The organism is Mycobacterium neglectum (assembly GCF_002591975.1).
Classification (GTDB): domain Bacteria; phylum Actinomycetota; class Actinomycetes; order Mycobacteriales; family Mycobacteriaceae; genus Mycobacterium; species Mycobacterium neglectum.
The window spans coordinates 1-17,408 of the sequence record NZ_NVQE01000031.1; the positions used below are offsets into that span (position 1 = coordinate 1).

Consider the following 17,408-nt stretch of genomic DNA (forward strand, 5'->3'; position numbering starts at 1 on the left):
CAGCTCGTCGACGCCCTGCGCCGACACGCTCACCCCGACACCGGCGCCGACACCAAATCTGTCGGTGCCGCCGCCTAGAGTTCATCGTGGATCGTCACCCAAATTCCACGCGACTCGGGACATGCTCCCCTGCCGCTCCCACGGCGAGAACGGGCACGATCGATGCAACGGACACAACGATGAACATCGTGCGACCGCCGAATCTGTCGGTCAGCGATCCGATGACGATGCGGCCCAGCGATCCGACGAGGATCGGGGTGGCGACGAGCATCGACGCCTCGGTGCTGCTCAGTGACAGGTCGCCCGCATATGTGGTCGAAAGGGGCCCGATCATGTTCCAGGCCCAGAAGTTGATCGCCGAAACCCACGTAGCCAGCACCAAATTCACAGTTCTGCCGGTGCCGATGTCCGGCGAAGTCGCCGTGTTCACGTTCCTAGATAATCATCAGCCGGCCAACGAGGTGTGACTTTCGCGGAAACATTTGCGGCAAACGCAGAGCCCACTGCGCAGTGCGAATTAGATTCGCCGATCCGCATCCGCGGCTTAGGTAAGCCTGACTATTTGCTGGAACTTGATGCTTTTGACGGCTAGGGAGTGATGATTGTTTCTGGGTCTGGCTCGCCTACAGAATCCAACGAGGCGTCCTTGGTCTCGCGCATGACCAGAATCGCAATGAAGCTCAAGGATGCCGCGATGAAGAGGTACAGGCCCACCCAGCCCACGCCGTAGGACGTGGCGAGCCAGGTTGCGATGAACGGCGCTACCGCAGCCCCCAGAATGCTCGCGACGTTGTAGGAGATCCCCGATCCCGTGTATCGCACGTTCGTCGGAAACAATTCGGGCAACACGGCGCTCATCGGCCCAAAAGTGAAGCCCATCAACGTCATTCCGATCACCAGGAAGAGCAGCATCATGCCTTGCGAGGTCTCACCAGATCCGAGCATCGGGGCGAACAGCGCACCGTAGGCCATGATTCCCAAAGTCACGACCAGCAGCGAGCGCCTGCGGCCGAAGCGGTCGGAGACCAACCCCGACAAGGGCAATGTTGCCGCGAAAAACAGCACGGCGATCAGCTGGAGTTGCAGGAAGTCGACATAGGCGAACCCAAGGCCTTTGCCGTCTGGCGGCCGCTTGCCGGTGCCGAAGCTCAGCGCCCACGTCGTCACGATGTAGAAGATCGTGTAGGTCGCCAGCATGACGAAAGTGCCGATGATCAGCTGGCGCCAACTGGTCCGAAATACTTCGGCCACTGGAGCTTTCACCTTCTCGCCACGTTCGACGGCGCGGGTGAACACCGGTGTCTCGACGAGGCGCAGCCGCACATACAGGCCGATGGCCACCATCACCGCGCTCAGGATGAACGGCACGCGCCAGCCCCACGTCAGAAACGCCCCGTCAAGATCGGGCGTCACATTGCTGTGACCGAGCCACAGCAGCAACCCCACGAAAAGGCCATTGGCCAACAGGAACCCGAACGGCGCTCCGAGTTGCGGCCACATCGCGGCCCAGCCTCGCCTACCGGGTTTCGCAGTCTCGGTGGCCAGCAGCGCCGCTCCGCTCCATTCGCCGCCGAGAGCCAATCCCTGCGAGAAGCGCATGATCGCCAACAGTGCCGGAGCCAGGATTCCCACCTGGGAGTAGGTCGGCAACAGCCCGATCGCGAAGGTCGCAATCCCCATCACCAGCAGGGAGGCGACCAGGGTGGCCTTGCGGCCTACTCGATCGCCGAAGTGGCCGAACAGGACCGAGCCCACCGGGCGGGCCACAAAGGCGAGACCGAAGGTGGCCAGCGAGGCCAAAAGTGCCGTCGTCGGATCACCCTTGGGGAAGAACAGATGCGGAAACACCGAAACCGCGGCGGTCGCGTAGATGTAGAAGTCGTAGAACTCGATGGTGGTGCCCACCATCGAGGCGATCACGATACGGCGACGGGGAATCCCGCCGACCAGATCGGGGTCGGACGTCTCGGTGCTCATCTACGCGCCTCTCAGCCGAGGTTTTGGCAAAGGCACATCATGCCAGCGGCCAGCGCAATCTGAGGCTCGTACGCGGAGATAGGTTGGCGAGCTGTTCAAGGCATTGACCAGTAGTAACTATCCGGATGCGACGACACCTTCGGAATCCCACGGCGCCAGAGGCGAATCCGATGTCGAGCGGAATGCGTCGGGCACGTCGTCTGTGACGCTCCACGTCGCCGCCAGCCGGCCCATGCCCACCGCATAGGCGCAGTGCACGCCGAGTTCGACGAGTTCGTCCTCGGTGAAGTGCTGGCGCAGATCGTCGTACACCGCGTCGTCGATCGCCAGGTGGTTCGTGGCGAACAGGTCGGCGTATCGCAGTGCGCTGCGTTCGGCTTCAGTGAGGTCATCGGCCTCTGCCGGCTGTTCGAGCGAGCACACCAGGTCCTCGGTGAGCCCATCGTCGATCGCGCTCTGGTAGCGCACCGACATGCAACTGCGGCACTGATTGTGGAAGGCGATCCGCAACCGCACCAGTTCGGCGAGCCGCGGCGACAGCGTGCCGGTGGAGACAAGCGCCGCCTTCAACGCTCCCAGCGCGCCGGCCACCTCAGGCCGATGACCGAGTATCGAAGCCACCCCGAGGTTGATCCGGTCACCTTGACCGAGGTCTTCCACCGGGATCGCAGAGAACGCCGCGGACGGGGCAATTCGGGGCTTTGTCACTTCAAGTCACCTCACATCGCCGTAGGTTAGCGCTGAGGAACACCGTAACGCGCGGGACTGCGACAGCTAAACTGTTGGTCATACGGTAAGCAACTACAGAGGAGCGCCGCCGTGAACAAAGACGACATGATCCTGATCAGCGTCGATGATCACATCGTCGAGCCGCCGGACATGTTCCGCAACCATCTGGCGAAGAAGTACTTGGACGAGGCACCCCGTTTGGTGCACAACCCCGATGGGTCCGACACCTGGCAGTTCCGCGACGTGGTGATCCCGAACGTGGCGCTGAATGCTGTCGCGGGCCGGCCGAAGGAGGAGTACGGCCTGGAGCCTCAGGGCCTCGACGAGATCCGGCCTGGCTGCTGGCAGGTCGACGAGCGCGTCAAGGACATGAATGCCGGCGGCATCCTCGGCTCCATCTGCTTTCCAACCTTCTGCGGCTTCGCCGGCCGATTGTTCGCCACCGAGGATCCCGAGTTCAGTCTGGCCCTGGTGCAGGCCTACAACGACTGGCACGTCGAGGAGTGGTGCGGGGCTTATCCCGCCCGGTTCATTCCCATGACGCTGCCAGTGATCTGGGACGCCGAAGCCTGCGCCAAGGAGATCCGCCGCAACGCCGAACGCGGCGTGCATGCACTGACATTCAGCGAAAACCCCGCGGCGATGGGCTACCCGTCGTTCCACGACGACTACTGGACGCCGATGTGGGAGGCGCTGGTCGATACAGACACGGTGATGAACGTGCACATCGGGTCCTCGGGAAAGCTCGCCATCACCGCCGCGGATGCTCCGATGGACGTGATGATCACGCTGCAGCCGATGAACATCGTGCAGGCCGCCGCGGATCTGTTGTGGTCCAAGCCCATCAAGAAATACCCCGACCTCAAGATCGCGCTGAGCGAGGGCGGCACCGGATGGATACCCTACTTCCTCGACCGTGCCGATCGCACATACGAGATGCACTCGACGTGGACAGGCCAGGACTTCGGCAAGCAGACGCCCTCAGAGGTCTTCCGCGACCATTTCCTGACCTGCTTCATCTCCGATCCGGTCGGGGTGGCGCTGCGCAACGAGATCGGTATCGACAACATCTGCTGGGAAGCCGACTACCCGCACAGCGATTCAATGTGGCCGAGTGCTCCCGAGCAACTCGACGCGGTCCTCAAGAAGTACAACGCGACCGACGCCGAGATCAACAAGATGACCTACGAGAACGCCATGCGCTGGTACCACTTCGATCCGTTCAGCCACATCGCCAAGGAGCAGGCGACCGTCGGCGCGCTACGGAAGGCGGCAGAGGGCCACGACGTGTCCATCCAGGCGCTGAGCAAGCACGAGCACGGCGGGGACGGACTCGGGGCGAATTCACTGCAAGCGCAACTGGATAGGGCCACCGCGCAACAAAAGTGACCGCCTAGGTCAGCGCAGCGAATACCTGATCGGCAGGTGCTTGAGCCCGCCGACGAAGATCGTCGCCATATGCGCAGGATCTCCCGTTAATTCGATCGAGTCGAGTCTCGGCACGAGTTCGGAGAAGAAGCTGTTGACCTCCATGCGTGCCAGCGCCGCGCCAAGGCAGAAGTGCACGCCGTAGCCGAACGCGTTGTGCTTATTCGGTTCGCGGCCGACGTCGAACCGGAACGGATCGTCGAAGACGTCTTCGTCGCGGTTGCTCGACACATAGGACAGCAGTACCGATTCGTCCGCGGAAATGGGCACACCCCGGACTTCGGTGTCCTCACGCGCCGTGCGCATGAACTCCTTCACCGGGGTGACCCAGCGGACCATCTCCTCGGTCGCCAGCGGCATCAGATCCATGTTGGCGCGCAACCGTTCCCGTTGATCTGGATTGTCGACCAGCGCATGCAGGCCACCCGCAATCGTCGCGCTGGTGGTGTCATGGCCGGCAGTGGCGATGATCAGGTAGTAGGAAACCGTATCGATGTCGGAGAGCGGCGCACCGTCGATCGTGGCGTTGGCGATCGCGGACGCCAAATCCTCGGTCGGGTTCTTGCGCCGCGACGCAGTCAGTTCGTTGAAGTACTGGAACATGTCAAGGAGGACAACCATCTTCTCCTCTTGTGTTGTACCCCGCTGAAACTCGGCGTCTTCGCTGCCGAATAGTTCCTGCGTGTACTTCAACATGCGGGGGAAGTCGGATTCAGGTAAGCCGAGCATCGACATGATCACATACAGCGGGTAGTTCACCGCGACCTCCTGAACGAAGTCGCACTCTGGGCCGGCCGCCATCATGTGGTCGACAAACCGTTTCGCCAGTTCGTCGATACGGACCTTGAGCGCCCGCATTGCCTTCGGGCGGAACCAATCGGCCCCGATCGCCCGCACGGCGCGATGCTGCGGATCGTCCATGTGGATGAGCGTGCTCACGCCGATCGCGGCCTGTTGCTCGTCGCCCTCGATCGTCGCCAGCACGGGCCTTGGCGAGTTGGTGAACACGGTGTTGGCCCGCTCGATGCTCATGACGTCGGCGTGTTTGGTGATGGCCCAGAAAGGCCGGTAGTCGGGCACATCCACCCATGACACCGGAGCATTGGCACGCAGATGTGTCAGTGCGGCATGGAGTCTCGCCTCGTCGGCATATGCCTGCGGATCGGCGAATACCCTTCCCGCCTCATCCATGATCCGAGTACTCATGTTCGGCTCCTCATTGACGCAGCTCCTGCAACACCGTCTTCACCGTCTCTTCGGAAGTCGAGCTTCCGAAGCCCACCATGACGCGGTCGATCAGGCCGTCGCATCGGTCTCGAATCTTCGCCGCCAGCTTGTCGATTGGAGCCACCACGGCGAACGTTTCGAGAATCTCGTCGTCGACGAGCGCACCCATCCCGTCCCAGTCACCTTTCAGCGACAAGGCGTGCAGCTGGTCGTGCAGCGCGCCCCAGCCGTGTAGGTCGAGCACCTTCTTGTAAGCAGGTGTCGAACCGTAGAAGGCGATCTGCTTACGGGTGCCGACGGCGGCGGCATCCAACTCGGACTCGTCGGAACCCGTGACGACGAACAGCGGACACGACACCTGAAAGGCATCGCGCTGCCGGCCCGACTTGCTCATCCCGCGCATCAGCGCGGGCATGGTCACCTCTTCGAAGTAGCGCTTGGTCGTGAAGGCATGCGCGAGAACTCCGTCGGCGACTTCGCCTGTCATCTCGGTCATTGCCTCACCGACTGCTGCGATGAACACTTTCGGGATGCCGTAGTGATGGGGCTCTGGCGTGAACATCGGCGTCATGAGCTTGTGTGTATAGAAATCGCCCTCGAACCGCAATTTCGAACCGTCATGCCAGCATGCCCAGATCTCGCGCAACGCCAGCACGAACTCCCGCATCCGGGGCACCGGCCGGCTCCACGGCATGCTGAAGCGCTTCTCGATGTGGGGTTGGATCTGAGAGCCCAGACCCAGGTTCAGCCGGCCCTTCGAGTAGTCCTGGAGATCCCAACCGACGTTCGCGACCGTCATCGGGTTTCGCGCGAAGGCCACGGCGATGCTGGTGCCCAGTTCGATGGTTTCGGTGTGCTCGGCGGCGAGCGCCAACGGCAGAAACGGATCGTGGTTTACCTCGGCGGTCCAGCAGCCGTCATAGCCGCGCCGTTCCAAGGTCACCGCCGCGTCGACCACGGCATGGAGCTGGGTGAAAACGCCGCCATCGACCTTGAGGCCGGCGCCGGTACCCATGCCCGCAGACGCTACAGTAAGCAATTCAGTATGGTCAACGTGAACATGCCGGTGCGACGATCGCCTTTCAACGACAGGAAGAGCGCATGACGAACGAGCAGGGCTGGAAGGAGACGCTCGAAGACCTCGATCTTCGGCGTGAGCGTTCGCGGGCGATGGGTGGCCCCGAGCGGCTGGCCAAGCACCACGGCAAGGGCAAACTCGACGCCCGTGCGCGCCTCGATCACCTTCTCGACAAGGGCAGCTTCCGGGAGTTCGGCACCCTGGTCGGAGGTGAGATCGCCGCCGACGGAATCGTCGCCGGCTCAGGTCTCATCGATGGATCACCGGTGATGATCGGGGCCGAGGACTTCACCACGCTGGCGGGCAGCATCGGCCCTGGGGGCAACGCTAAGCGCTACCGGCTTGCGGAGTTGGCGCTCCGGGACCGAATTCCGTTGGTGATGCTGCTCGAGGGTGCCGGCTTCCGGCCCAGCGGCGAGCACTACGGCCGCACCCCCACCGATCTGCTCGCCCAGGCGCAGTGCTCAGGCAAGGTGCCGATGGTCGGCGGCCTGCTCGGCCCGTCGGCCGGCCATGGCGCGCTAGTGGCTCCCGTATGCGACTGGACCGTCATGAGCAAGCAGGGCGCGATCTTCACCGCCGGGCCGCCGGTCGTGAAAGAGTCCACGGGCGAGGATATTTCGAAGGAAGACCTGGGCGGTCCGTCGGTGGCGATCGCCAGCGGAGTGATCCACAATCTCGCCGAGGACGACGAGGCGGTCCTCGACGACATCCGCCGTTATCTGTCGTACTTCCCGCCGAGCGCGTGGTCGTATCCCGCGTCGTTGCCCTCAGACGATGCGAGCGAACCGCGCTCGACGCCTGAGCTGCTCGACATCGTGCCGCGAGGCAATCGGCGCGTCTATGACATGCGCGCCGTACTGGACGTGGTGTTCGACGACCGTGGCTGGTTCGAGGTGCAACCGAAATTCGGACCGGCGATGATCTGTGGGCTTGCCCATCTGGGCGGCCATCCCGTCGCCGTGGTGGCCAATCAGCCGAAGGTGATCGCCGGGTCGATCGACGCCGACGCCGCCGACAAGGCAGCACATTTCATCAATGTCGCCGACTCGTTCCATCTGCCGATCGTGTTCCTCGCCGACAACCCCGGCATGCTGCCCGGGAGCCGATCGGAGAAAACCGGCGTGCTGCGCAGCGGCGCCCGCATGTTCGCCGCCCAGACCGCGGCCACCACGCTGAAGCTGCACGTAACGCTCCGCAAGGCCTACGGTTTCGGGTCGATGGTGATGTCGCTGTTGGGCTTCGACAACCAGAGCGCGACATTCGCCTACCCGGGCGCCACGATGGGCGCGATGAGCGCTGCCGCTCTCAGCAAGGCCTCCCACGCCGCCGAGGACGTGGAGGCCAAGCTGCGCAAAGCGGAACTGGATGCGTCGTTCCGCTCGGCAGGCACTATGGGCTTCGACGACCTGATCCACCCGGAAGAGACGCGTAACGCGCTGCTGTCGGCGCTGCAGCGCGGGATCTACAGCAGGCAGGCCGCCGCAGAACCGGTGAGCCGCACCGTCATCACGCCTTAGCTCTGTGGCGATTTCGGTGCGCAAACGATCGCTCAGCGACTGTTTGCGCACCGAAATCACACCGTTGCGCGGTATTGGGCGACGATCGGCTCGAGTTCGTCGGGCGTCGCGCCGTGCATGATCACCGCGTCGGCTCCGTAGTCGAACTCCTTGCGGATGCGGTCCACACATTGCTGTGCCGAACCCGTCGCCGAGGGCTCCAGCCACTCGTCAGGGATGAGCGTGGCGATGTGCTCGATCTGCTCGGCCGTGGCTTTGTGGTCGATGCCCCCGCCGATGGACTGGACCACCTGGTCATCCCTGAAGCGTTGCAGCACTGAGAGATCCCAGCCGTTGGTGTTGATCAGGAGTTCGCCGTAACCCTGCAGATAGGTCGCCAGTCGCGCCACCGTCTTCTTCAGTCGGAGTTCCTCGGGTAGATGGTCACCGACCGTCGCGAAGCACGACCACACCTTGACGTCGTCAGGGTTGCGGCCCGCCTGCTCCGCGGCATCCTTCACGGTTTTGACCGCGCGCTGCAGGGTTTCAGGCGTGAAGTAGGTGTGCAGGATGACGTCGTCGAACTCGCGACCGCCCAGCGCCAACGTCTGCGGACCGAAGGCCACGATCGCTAGCCGAATGTCCTCGTTGAAGTCCGGATCCAGGAAGAGCAGCTGATACTTGCCGATCGGCCCATCGTGGTTGAAGACGAGTTCACCGTGCCAAAGCCTGCGCATCACCTGGGCGAAGTCCTCCATCTGTGCCGTCGTCACAGCGGGCACACCGAAGGCCGCGTACATCGCCGCCACACCTCGGCCGATCCCCAGCGTGAAACGTCCTTTCGACAGCCGGTGCATCGTGGTCGCGTACGACCCGGTGATCAGCGGATGGCGGGTGTTGTGATTCGTAGCGGCGGTGGCGATCTGCATCCGGTTGGTGACCGCCAACGCGGCACCGGTCAACGACGACGCTTCCTTGACGTTCCAGCGCTCGGAGATGAATCCCGTGCCGAAGCCCAACTCCTCACCGCGGCGCGCCTCGTCCATCAACCCGGCCGGCCCCTCGCCGCCCGCTCCCGCGAGCAGGTAGTAGCCGAGTTCGTCCAATACGCGTTCAGTCGCCGTCATTGCCAGATCCCTTGTTTGTAGCCGCAATTCCATACTTCGACGATCCTGCCGTCGACCACCCGGAAGATCTCCATGCTGCCGACATCGGTCTTCGTGCCGTCCTTCAGCTCCATCGGCGACTGGTACACGATGGCAACGTGCTCACCGTCATCACCTGCCACCACCAGGTTCAGCTCGAAGCGGATCGTCTCGAACATGTCCCAGTGGTCCACGATGCGCGCGAGGGCCTGCTCGTGGGTGAGCACCGTCGACTCTCCGACGCCATGGCGTATCACGCTGTCCCCCATGAGTTCCTCTGCCAGATCGAACTTGCGCTCGTTCCAGACGACGAGGTTGTACAGCTCCACCACTTCACGGGCCGACCGGGTCATTCGAACACCTCCAGTGCGTCGATCTCGTCGATCGCGGCGATCGCGCGATCAGTGAGCGTGAGGCACAGTTCACGTGACCGCTCGGGCAGGGCCTCCCAGCCGTTGAGTGTGATGACGGGCAGCACCATCAGGTAGACCGCGGCGTATCGGTAGTGCCGCCACGCGTCGTCGAACGAATAGTCCGTCACGCCCTGCGCGGCAAGGTGATCGAGGTACACCCGCAGTAGGGATTCGTCGTGGCCCTCGCGGGCCTCGCTACGCAGACCCTGCGTGACGAGGTAGGCGATATCAGCCGCGCCACAGCCGCGGGCGGCGAACTGGAAGTCGACCACCTTCATCTCGCCGCCGTTGAAGAACAGGTTGTCGGCGCGGATATCTCCGTGCAGCAGCATGTCGCGTTCGGTCAGCGCAGGCAACGCCGTCACCGCCCGTTGCGCGAAGTTCTCCGCGAAGTCCGCGACACGATCAGGAACCGAGCCGGCGCACTTCTCGAGATAGACCTCCCAGCCCGGCGCGAACGCAGGCACCAGAAGATCGCGCGCAATCGGCGTGTCAATGCTCGGAAACTCCTCGAGCGCAGAGGCATTCGCGGGGTCGGCAGACCAAGCGTGGAGCCCGGCAAGCTGTTCTACGCACAGCCGCGCCCGATCCATCGAAAGCCCCGCAAGATGGTCGGCGTTCTCCCAGTCCTGCAGGTCTTCGAGCAGCAGGATGAAGTCGACGGAGTCCTGCGCCATTCGTGCCGCGTAGACCCTAGGCGTCGCGATCGGCGCGCGTCCGGCGACGTTCCGGTAGAAGGCCAGTTCGCGTCGGTAGCCGCCGAGCAGTTCCATCGCTCCGCGCGCCTCGGACACGGCGGGCAATTTCGCGATCAACGTCGACGGGAGACCATCACCGGTCAGGTGCAGCCGGTAGAGCAGCGACGAGAAGCCGCTGTCCATGGCGATCTGCTCGACGCGAACATCGGTGACGTCGGAGCCGAGCTCAGAGGTCAGCCAGTGCAGTGTCAGCGCGTCGATGCCGTCGGGGACCGACCTCGTGCCCGCACTCACCATCGAGTTCCTCCGCGACTTATTTGACGAAATGCAACTAACTTAGTTGTCGTGCGTCTAATATGCAAGAGTGCCCTCCCCTGCTCGTGGCCTGACGCAGCCGGAACGAGTCGAGATCTCCAGTCGGCGGCTGGTCGAGGCGGCGGCTGAGTTGATCGTCGAAAAGGGCTGGGAGGCAACGACAGCAGCGGAGATCGGCCGTCGGGCCGGTTACAGCCGCGCCATGGTCCACGCCAGGTACGGCAGTAAAGATGCGATTCTCGACGCCTTCTTTCTGCACGACTATGTCAAGCAACTCAGCCCCGAGGCCAATCCTGATGCCACCGGCCTGCAGGAGGCAGTCGGCCACTTCGACCGAGTTCGACAACTGTTCACCGAAGATCAGGGCTTTCTGCGCGCTATGTTCGTTGCCACGTTCGAGGGAGTCAAGACGACATCGCCCCTGCGCCAACGTGTTCAGCGTTGGCTCCAGCGCGGCGTCGACAAGGTCGAGGGTGGTCTGCGACGCGGCGTCGACGATGGATCGGTTCGCGCTGACGTCGACATCGACCGTGCGACCAGCGACCTCAGCGCAGCCATCTTCGGCGCCGCGTACCTGTGGACCGTGCTGGCCGATGGCTATGACCTCGATCGCGAGTTGTCCTACATCCGCGACCGTTTCATTCGGGAGTACGGCTCGAGCGCTCGCTGACTCCGCGCAGGAACCGCTCCGAGGCCTGCTGGACCCCACCTGCGAAGAGATGTCCGACATGGCTTCCGGGATGCCAGTACACCTCGCCGCCCCACCGTTCGTGCAACAGCTGGGCGGGCTCGCGCATCGCCATCCGGTCGTTCCAGGCGCCCACGATGAGTCGGCGCGCCGGGGGCGGGGTCGGCTCGACGTCCATGTGATCGACGACCGACGCCGCGGATGCCACGGTGTCGGACTGCAGCAGGTCGATGGTGTCGCGCACCGATGGTCCCCAGCGGCCGAGGTGCTGGGCGATCATTGCGTTGAGTCCGAAGATCGGCGTGTAAACCGCTACGCCGTCGACTTTTTCGAGGTGTGCGGCCAGCGCGGCGACCGGGCTTCCCATGGAGACCCCGGATATGGCGATCGCGCTGGACTGGGGCCGCAGCCATCGGATGACCGCCCGGACCTCGGATACCACCCGCATCATGCCCGCGACATTGTTGAGCGGATCCATGTCCGGATAGGACGGCCATGCGTCGCGGCGGGCACCGTGGCCGGGCTGTACCGGCAGCGCGATGTTGAAGCCCAGTTCGTCCTGAAGTCGGCGGGCCCGTGAGAACAGCATGTCGATGGGTTGGCCCTGACCGGCGCCGTGCACCCACACCAGCCACGGCCGTTGGTCGTCGCCGGTGCGGCAGAGGTGCACCACCGCCGTAGCGGGACCGCCGAACCCCTCGCTGCTAAGTGACTGCGGCAGCCGCGGCTCGTGGTCGAATGACATCTGCTCGTAGACCTGGCGGCCGATCCGGCGTCGCCGAATAGACTTGATCCGCAGCGGTTCCGGCTCCGAGTTGGCTTCTGCCACACTGAGCCCCGACAACTCTTTGGCCGCTGCGGCGCAGGCGTCCACCGTGCGTTCGAGTTTCGGCGGCGGTGCGGTCAACGTCATGCCCGAGAGGGCGATTTCGTCGAGCACCACCTCACCGAGTTGACGGGCTCCGCGCTGCGACATCGGCTTCCAGTCATCGGAGCTCGCCACGGCGGCGTGCGCCCGGGGTAGCACTCCGGCGAAATCGCGGCCGATGAGCCTGGCGCGTTCGGAAGCCCTCATGCGAGCTTGAAGCCGGTGTAGCCGGCGTCCGCGATTTCGTCGCACCGTCTGCGGTACTCCGGGATTCCCGCCGTGTAGCCCATGTACATCCGTTTCTTGCCGGGGACGTTGCCGCCGTTGTACCAGGAGTTGCATGATGGATCTGCCAACACCGTCGGCTCCACGAGGGCGGTCGTGTGCTCGATCCACTCGCGCTGTGCATCTGGCAGCGCCTCGATGCTTCGGTAGCCGTTGTCCCGCATGTATGCGATGCAGTCGCCGATCCACTCGACGTGCTGCTCGAGAGCAGCGACGAAGTTGGTTGCCGCCGAGGGGCTTCCGGGCGCCTGAACGACGAACAGGTTGGGAAATCCCGCCACCGCGATCCCAAGGTAGGTGTACGGACCTTCGGACGTCCAGAAGTCGGCCAACGACATTCCGTCGCGGCCATGGACATTGATTCGGGTGAGCGCGCCCGTCATCGCGTCGAAGCCGGTGGCGTAGATGATCACGTCGAGGTCATGATGCCCCTGCTCGGTGCGGATCCCAGTCGATGTGATTTCGACGATGGGAGCCTTGCGTAGGTCGACCAGCGTGACGTTGTCGCGGTTGAACGTGTCGTAGTAGCCCTGGTCGATGATCGGTCGCTTGCATCCGAAGGGATGGCTCGGGATAAGCGATGCTGCCGTCTCGGGATCCTTCACGATGCGGGCAACCACCTCGCCATACAGTTGCGCGGCCATGCGATTTGCTTCGATGTCGAAGAAGACGTCGCCCCAACTGAGCGCGCCGATCACGCCGTTCTCCTCGATGGCTCGCAGTTGGTCTTTACGTGACGCGGATTTCAGCGGCGGGTTGGCCATCATCTCGAACATCACCGAGAAGGCACTCAGCCGCGCCGCTCCGATCATGTGCGCCCGCTGCGCGGCCCGGATCTCGGCGTAGTTGGCCTTCAACTCGTCGAGCTCGCCGTCATCGAATGCACGAACCTCCCACGGCAGTGTGTAGGCCGGCGAGCGCTGAAACACCGTGAGGTGCTCCGCCTGCTGCGCGACGACCGGGATCAGCTGTACGCCAGTCGAGCCGGTGCCGATGACACCGACGCGTCTGCCGGAGAGGTCATAACCCTCTTTCGGCCAGCGACCGGTGAACAACGAAGCGCCGGTGTAGGTGTCCATTCCGGGGAAGTCGGGGTCCAGCGGCACCGACAAGATGCCCGATGCTGCGACCACGAACGATCCGATGAACGTTTCGCCGTCCTGAGTTTCGACCACCCATTCGGCGGCGACCTCGTCGAACGTCATCGCCACGACTTTCGTATTGAAGTGGATGTCGCGGCGCAGGTCCAGTTTGTCCGCGACGAAGTTGAGGTAGGCCTCGACTTCCGGCTGCGCCGGCATGGTTTCCGTCCACACCCACTCCTGCTGGATCTCCTCGGAGAAGCTGTAGGAGTACTCGATGCTCTCGATGTCGCATCGGGCACCGGGATAGCGGTTGAACAGCCAGGTGCCACCGACGTCCTCGGCCGCCTCGAGCACCAGCGTCTGCACGCCGAGTTCGCGTAGCCGATGCAATGCGTACAAGCCGGAGAATCCGGCTCCGATGACGATCGCATCGAATCGCGCGGGACTGGGCCTGGTCACGTGTCGGCACCTCGTGTTCACTCCGACGGCAGATACTGTAATGATTACAGTATCAGGCGTGGGCGTCGTCGATGGCGCAACCAGATGTCGGCAAGCGCGCCGCGGTCAGCGTCCCGCGGACGCACCCGCTCCCGCGAGCCGTTCCTCGCGACGACGGTCGTAGTGCGCGGCCCTGTCCTGCACGAGATCGAGGAAGGCAGCGAGTTCATCTCGCGCACGCGCACCGTCGCCGTCGAGGTCGTCGCGTTCGAACACTCGCCAGAACCGCAGCACGGGGCGCACGACGTCGTCCAGATGTGACCGGAGGTCGTAGATGCCCGCCTTGGCGATCTTCAGGGCGTTCTCGGCGAAGCCGGGCATCGTGCTTCCCGGCATCTGGAAGTTGATGACCTCGTGGGCGATGGCGGTCATCGTCGCGTTCGGAGCGATCTCGAACGCCGCATCGACCAGGTTCCGGTAGAAGACCATGTGCAGGTTCTCGTCGGTCGCCACTCTGGTGAGGAGTTGTTCGGCGAGCGGGCAGCCTGACGCCTTGCCGGTATTGCGGTGGCTGATCCGGGTCGCCAGTTCCTGAAACGACACATAGGCCAGCGCCTCGAGCATCGACTTGTCACCCGAGTCGTAGCCGGCGACCATGTGCACCATTCGGCCACGCTCGAGCTCCACGGGATCGATGCCGCGCGTGACGAGGAGATAGTCGCGGATCGCAATGCTGTGGCGCGCCTCTTCGGCCGTCCACTGACCTACCCACTGACCCCACGGTCCGTCGGGCCCGAAACGCACGGCGATTTCGCGATGGTAGGACGGCAGGTTGTCCTCGGTGAGGAGGTTGACGAGCATGGCCGCCCTGGCAACGTCGTCCAGCGGCGAATCCTCCGGGACCCAGTCCTCGCCGCCGAGGAATGCGAAGTCACGACCCTGGCTCCACGGCACGTAGTCGTGCGGATTCCAGGGCTTCGCCGATGCGAGGTGGCGGTTCAGATTGGCCTCCACCACCGGTTCCAGCTCGGTGAGCAATGCACTTTGAGTTGTCGTCATTCGAGACTCTCCATACTTACGGCTGCGTAACCTACGCTACCGTAGGTTGACGGAAAATCAAGCCCCGGACGTAGCGGCGGAGCTCGACGTCGAATCGCCTGATAGACAGCGTGTTTCGTGGCCGTTGGCATCGCCGATCGTCCGCGCATTCGTCTCACCGGCAGCTGTCGAAACCTCTACTGTAATATCTTCCGTTAACTACGCTGGCGGTATGGAGGCGACGTGAAAGTCCCGTTCACCTGGAAAGTCACCGGCTGGTTCATGGCGGGTTGGTCGGCCGAGTTTCCGCAGGGCGAGGTCCGCCCGCTCCGGTACTTCGGTGACGACCTCGTCGCCTATCGCGACGAATCCGGTGAACTCCATGTGCTGCAGGCGCACTGCAGGCATCTCGGCGCGCACATCGGACACGGCGGCAAGGTCGTCGGCGACTGCGTCGAGTGCCCGTTCCATGGCTGGCGATGGGGCCCCGACGGCACCAACCGCTACATCCCGTACCAACCGGACCGGCCAAACCGTGCCCTCAAGCTTCGGGTGTACCCCGTCAACGAGCAAAACGGCTGCGTGTTCATCTGGCACCAACCCCAGGGCAAAGAACCGCAGTGGGAGATGCCCGACATCTTCACGTCGTTCCCTCAGTTCGAGACCGACCCAGCGGCGTACTACCGCCCGTACCCGGAGTTTTCACGCCGAACCGAAAACGAGCCGGTCCACCCGCAGATCGTGGCCGAGAACGGTCCGGACAGCTCGCACTTCCATTACGTACACGGCGCCACGGTGACCCCGGTGAACCTGGAGTGGAAGATCGTCGACGAGCAGTGGCAGTTCCTCACCGGCTGGCCGGACGCACGCAGCGACGATCCGAACAAGATGGCGCTGCACATCCACAGCCATATGTTCGGGCTCGGCGGCGCGATCAGCGTGTTCGAGGGGTCGTCGAATCACCGGCTGATCTTTGCCGTCACTCCGGTCGAGGACGGGCTCTCGACGATGTTCTATTCGATCTGGTGGCCCAAGCTCGATGGCGAGACGTCTGACGTACCGCCCGACAAAGTGCGCGAGCGAGTCGAGAAGCAGTTCCTGGGCACGGTGTGGGAGGACCTGGACATCTGGCGCTATCAGGAGTACATCGAGAATCCGCCGTTGGCGAAGATCGATGCGAAACCCTATATGGCGCTGCGGAAGTGGGCACAGCAGTTTTACGAGGTCCCCGCATCGGTATGAGAATCGACCTCGCTGAACTCGTTGCGCCCCCGCACACCGCGATCGTCACCCAGGAGTGCCAGGGTGCGGTCGTCGGACCGAACGCCGGACTCGCCGTCCTGGCAAAAGAAGCGCAGCGCGAGGCTCTTCCGAACATCGAACGACTGCTTCCGGCCGCCAGGGCGGCAGGGGTGAAGGTTGTCCACTGCCTCGTCCAACGCCGACCCGACGGACTCGGCGGCAACCACAACGCGAAGATCTTCGCGATCGGTGACGGCTCGGGCCGCGAAATCGCCATCACTGCGGGCACCCCGGGCGCGGAGCTGTTGCCCGAACTGGGTCCGGCACCAACCGATCTCGTACTGCGTCGCTGGCACGGCATCGGGCCCATGGGTGGTACTGACCTCGACGCCGTCCTGCGCAACCTCGGTGTGACGACGATCGTTGCCGTCGGCGTCTCGGTGAACCTGGCCATCACCAACCTCTGCATGGACGCCGTGAACAAGGGCTACCGCGTCGTGCTGCCACGCGACGCCGTCGCCGGTATCCCCACCGACTACTCGAACACGATCATCGACAACATGCTTTCGCTGCTCGCCACCATCACAACCACCGGCGACCTAATCGAGATGTGGAACCAGACGTGACCGAAACCGACCGTCACACCCCGGCCGAGAGCACGGCCTTTCCCGAGATCAAACCCGTCGTTGCCGGACCCGAGCTGGGCCGGTTCATGACCGCCATGCGGCGCCTGCAGGACATCGTCGTGTCGACCAACCCGGACGAGTCGCTGTGGGCCGACGGCGCCGACCAGATCGAAGAACTGTGCGCTCGCCTCGAAGACCACCGCGCGCCGCAGGGTGTCGCTCCCGCCGGTCGCGGGCCTCACCTGCCGGGGCTCGGCCATCCCTTGATGCCGCCGTGGACGATGACGGACTTCGGGCCCGATGGCGTGGTCATGGAGGGCCACTTCAGCCGCTTCCACGTCGGCGGCAACAACGCCGTGCACGGCGGCGTCATACCGCTGTTCTACGACTGGCACTTCGGGATGATCGTCTCGGCCGCGGGCCGGGCCAACAGTCGCACCGCCTACCTGCACGTCGACTACCGCAAGATCACGCCGATAGACCAACCCCTTGTCGCTCACGGTCGGATAGATTCGATTGATGGACGGAAGGCGTTCGTCACCGCGACGATGACAGACTCTGACGGCAACGTACTCAGCGAAGCCAACGGCCTGATGATCCGCCTGCTCCCCCACCAGCCATGAGAGGCA

16 protein-coding genes and 1 pseudogene are annotated in these 17,408 nt (G+C 63.8%); 6 read left to right on the top strand and 11 right to left on the bottom strand.

The features are described from left to right. Positions 1-130: 130 nt before the first annotated feature. The 3 genes and pseudogenes from CSQ99_RS21495 to CSQ99_RS21505 all read right to left on the bottom strand — a co-directional run. A pseudogene (locus CSQ99_RS21495) lies at positions 131-406 on the bottom strand (MFS transporter); the annotation flags it as partial. 182 nt (positions 407-588) lie between these two features. After that, positions 589-1,977, bottom strand: a complete 1,389-nt coding sequence (locus tag CSQ99_RS21500; RefSeq protein ID WP_099041030.1) for an MFS transporter — start codon at positions 1,975-1,977, stop codon at positions 589-591. Between the two features lie 117 nt (positions 1,978-2,094). Continuing rightward, the gene (locus tag CSQ99_RS21505) at positions 2,095-2,685 is read right to left on the bottom strand and encodes a carboxymuconolactone decarboxylase family protein (protein WP_099041031.1); all 591 of its coding nucleotides are present in this window, start codon (positions 2,683-2,685) and stop codon (positions 2,095-2,097) included. 111 nt (positions 2,686-2,796) lie between these two features. Here CSQ99_RS21505 and CSQ99_RS21510 point away from each other — a divergent pair, with 111 nt between their 5' ends. Continuing rightward, positions 2,797-4,095, top strand: a complete 1,299-nt coding sequence (locus CSQ99_RS21510; protein WP_099041032.1) for an amidohydrolase family protein — start codon at positions 2,797-2,799, stop codon at positions 4,093-4,095. Between the two features lie 9 nt (positions 4,096-4,104). Here the strand turns inward: CSQ99_RS21510 and CSQ99_RS21515 are convergent, their stop codons facing one another. Together CSQ99_RS21515 and CSQ99_RS21520 are read right to left on the bottom strand one after the other, a co-directional pair. Next, positions 4,105-5,340, bottom strand: coding sequence for a cytochrome P450 (locus CSQ99_RS21515; protein ID WP_099041033.1), 1,236 nt, complete (start codon positions 5,338-5,340; stop codon positions 4,105-4,107). Positions 5,341-5,350: 10 nt separating this feature from the next. Next, positions 5,351-6,376 (bottom strand): LLM class F420-dependent oxidoreductase, encoded by a 1,026-nt coding sequence (locus CSQ99_RS21520; RefSeq protein ID WP_099041034.1) that lies wholly within the window; start codon positions 6,374-6,376, stop codon positions 5,351-5,353. A gap of 86 nt (positions 6,377-6,462) precedes the next feature. On the opposite strand from CSQ99_RS21520, the gene CSQ99_RS21525 reads away from it, so the two are divergent. Further along, entirely contained in the window at positions 6,463-7,959 is a 1,497-nt protein-coding gene (locus tag CSQ99_RS21525) for an acyl-CoA carboxylase subunit beta (RefSeq protein ID WP_099041035.1), read from the top strand. Between the two features lie 56 nt (positions 7,960-8,015). On the opposite strand, the gene CSQ99_RS21530 is transcribed toward CSQ99_RS21525, so the two are convergent. From CSQ99_RS21530 to CSQ99_RS21540, 3 genes are read right to left on the bottom strand one after another with little or no spacing between them, the layout of a single operon-like run. Then, positions 8,016-9,065 carry a TIGR03857 family LLM class F420-dependent oxidoreductase gene (locus CSQ99_RS21530; protein WP_099041036.1) on the bottom strand — a complete coding sequence of 350 codons (1,050 nt, stop codon included), beginning with the start codon at positions 9,063-9,065 and terminating at the stop codon, positions 8,016-8,018. After that, positions 9,062-9,436, bottom strand: coding sequence for a nuclear transport factor 2 family protein (locus tag CSQ99_RS21535; RefSeq protein ID WP_099041037.1), 375 nt, complete (start codon positions 9,434-9,436; stop codon positions 9,062-9,064). The genes CSQ99_RS21530 and CSQ99_RS21535 overlap by 4 nt, the downstream gene beginning before the upstream one ends. Continuing rightward, positions 9,433-10,491: a phosphotransferase gene (locus CSQ99_RS21540; protein WP_099041038.1), complete on the bottom strand. Its 1,059-nt coding sequence runs from the start codon at positions 10,489-10,491 to the stop codon at positions 9,433-9,435. The genes CSQ99_RS21535 and CSQ99_RS21540 overlap by 4 nt, the downstream gene beginning before the upstream one ends. Before the next feature lie 67 nt (positions 10,492-10,558). Here CSQ99_RS21540 and CSQ99_RS21545 point away from each other — a divergent pair, with 67 nt between their 5' ends. Beyond that, positions 10,559-11,179: a TetR/AcrR family transcriptional regulator gene (locus CSQ99_RS21545; RefSeq protein ID WP_099041039.1), complete on the top strand. Its 621-nt coding sequence runs from the start codon at positions 10,559-10,561 to the stop codon at positions 11,177-11,179. On the opposite strand, the gene CSQ99_RS21550 is transcribed toward CSQ99_RS21545, so the two are convergent. The 3 genes from CSQ99_RS21550 to CSQ99_RS21560 all read right to left on the bottom strand — a co-directional run bounded on the left by CSQ99_RS21550 (position 11,148) and on the right by CSQ99_RS21560 (position 14,932). Beyond that, entirely contained in the window at positions 11,148-12,272 is a 1,125-nt protein-coding gene (locus CSQ99_RS21550) for an alpha/beta fold hydrolase (protein WP_099041040.1), read from the bottom strand. The two genes, CSQ99_RS21545 and CSQ99_RS21550, sit on opposite strands and share 32 nt — an antisense overlap. Continuing rightward, positions 12,269-13,894, bottom strand: a complete 1,626-nt coding sequence (locus tag CSQ99_RS21555; protein ID WP_099041041.1) for a flavin-containing monooxygenase — start codon at positions 13,892-13,894, stop codon at positions 12,269-12,271. Before CSQ99_RS21555 ends, CSQ99_RS21550 begins: the two co-directional genes overlap by 4 nt. A gap of 105 nt (positions 13,895-13,999) precedes the next feature. Then, the gene (locus CSQ99_RS21560) at positions 14,000-14,932 is read right to left on the bottom strand and encodes an acyl-ACP desaturase (protein WP_099041042.1); all 933 of its coding nucleotides are present in this window, start codon (positions 14,930-14,932) and stop codon (positions 14,000-14,002) included. Between the two features lie 222 nt (positions 14,933-15,154). Between CSQ99_RS21560 and CSQ99_RS21565 the strand changes: the two genes are divergently transcribed. From CSQ99_RS21565 to CSQ99_RS21575, 3 genes are read left to right on the top strand one after another with little or no spacing between them, the layout of a single operon-like run. Further along, on the top strand, positions 15,155-16,153 hold the full coding sequence (locus tag CSQ99_RS21565) for an aromatic ring-hydroxylating oxygenase subunit alpha (protein WP_099041043.1): 999 nt from the start codon (positions 15,155-15,157) through the stop codon (positions 16,151-16,153). Further along, the gene (locus CSQ99_RS21570; protein WP_099041044.1) at positions 16,150-16,779 is read left to right on the top strand and encodes a cysteine hydrolase family protein; all 630 of its coding nucleotides are present in this window, start codon (positions 16,150-16,152) and stop codon (positions 16,777-16,779) included. Before CSQ99_RS21565 ends, CSQ99_RS21570 begins: the two co-directional genes overlap by 4 nt. Next, complete coding sequence (locus CSQ99_RS21575) at positions 16,776-17,402, top strand: PaaI family thioesterase (RefSeq protein WP_099041045.1); 627 nt, start codon at positions 16,776-16,778, stop codon at positions 17,400-17,402. The genes CSQ99_RS21570 and CSQ99_RS21575 overlap by 4 nt, the downstream gene beginning before the upstream one ends. Positions 17,403-17,408 lie beyond the last annotated feature (6 nt).